The sequence below is a fragment of the Variovorax sp. KK3 genome (genome assembly GCF_001984055.1).
Classification (GTDB): domain Bacteria; phylum Pseudomonadota; class Gammaproteobacteria; order Burkholderiales; family Burkholderiaceae_C; genus Variovorax.
The window spans coordinates 1-1,225 of record NZ_LYVO01000180.1; the positions used below are offsets into that span (position 1 = coordinate 1).

Annotated in this window: 2 protein-coding genes; both read left to right on the plus strand. The window is 56.8% G+C overall.

The window, feature by feature from the left end; genetic code table 11:
• The coding region (locus B0W80_RS34030) for an RHS repeat-associated core domain-containing protein (RefSeq protein WP_143684924.1) at window positions 1-642 on the plus strand (642 nt) is incomplete at its 5' end.
• A complete protein-coding gene (locus B0W80_RS35300) occupies window positions 639-998 on the plus strand; it encodes a hypothetical protein (protein WP_077003535.1) in 360 nt (119 codons plus the stop codon). The genes B0W80_RS34030 and B0W80_RS35300, both read left to right, overlap by 4 nt.
• Window positions 999-1,225 lie beyond the last annotated feature (227 nt).

The window sequence follows — 1,225 nt, forward strand, 5'->3', positions numbered from 1 at the left end:
GAGGTCATCTTCAACAAGCGGTACGACGGCCATTACTTCGACAAAGAGTCGGGGCTGAACTACAACGTCAAGCGCAGCTACAACTCTGCCCTTGGCCGCTACACGCAGCCAGATCCAATTGGTCTCAATGGCGGATCGAACCGCGATACGTACGCCAATCTGAATCCGTTGAAGTACACAGATCCGAACGGCTTGGTAGCCCAAGCGATTGGACCAGCGGCGCCCGTTCTGGCCGTCGGGTGTGCGCTGACGCAGGGATGTCGACAGGCTTTGATTGAGGCGGCCAGGAACTGCGGAAGAGGTATCGCCAAGATCAAGGATTGGATCTTTTCCGATGGGGCAAACAAACCAACGTCCCCAGCCGATGTCTTAGCGCCAAACGGCCAACCTGTGGGACACGTTGAGGGCAGCGCGACTCCAGATGTACGCACCGTCACATCTAACGAGTTGGATGACATCGTCGATGACCTGAAAGGCCTCGGTGCAAAGCCGGGTTCAAGGGGCAGATACACCGGAGACTGGTATGACCTACCGAACGGGCAAGGCGGGTTCGGAGTTCGCGAAAGCAGGCACAACGGTCGGACAATTGATGTCAATGTTCCCGGAGTGCCAGACGTGACCAAAATTCATCAGAGACCATGACTCACTTTCACTTAAGAACTGGGATCTCCGATTCGGACTGGATTCAGAGGTCACTCGACGAATCAGAATCAGATCCCGTCGGGATGTGGCAGATGGTGAAAACTGGTCGCGATGGTTTCGGACTCAGTGGTCCTGCGCTTGAAGACTTCGTGCGGCGCTTCATCTCGGAGATGGTCGCTGGTGGCGCTCATCCTATCGTTGGCGACAGGTCCGCTCCGTTTGGTTGGCGCCGAACAATCGACCATGGCGACAAGCCCGTAGACATTGCCGCCTCTCTTATCAATAGTTGGAAGCGATCCGGTATCGATCCCGATGTCGATGGAGTTTGGTTTGCCCGCCCATCGGTCTGGAAGTAGTTCAGGTGGAACGCTCGGTTTCCAAATACGGTTCGATCGGAAGAGGTGCTTCGGCGGGCTTCAGTTTTGGCGCCAGATCAAAGACGTAGCGAAGATCTACGGGCGTACTCGGCCTTCGGGCATGACAGCAGGGCTATGCGCACGTCTACGACGAACAAGGCAACCTGCTGGCGCAGACGGGCACGGGCGGGGCCAACAGCACGGGCAGCACGCAGTACATCTACCTG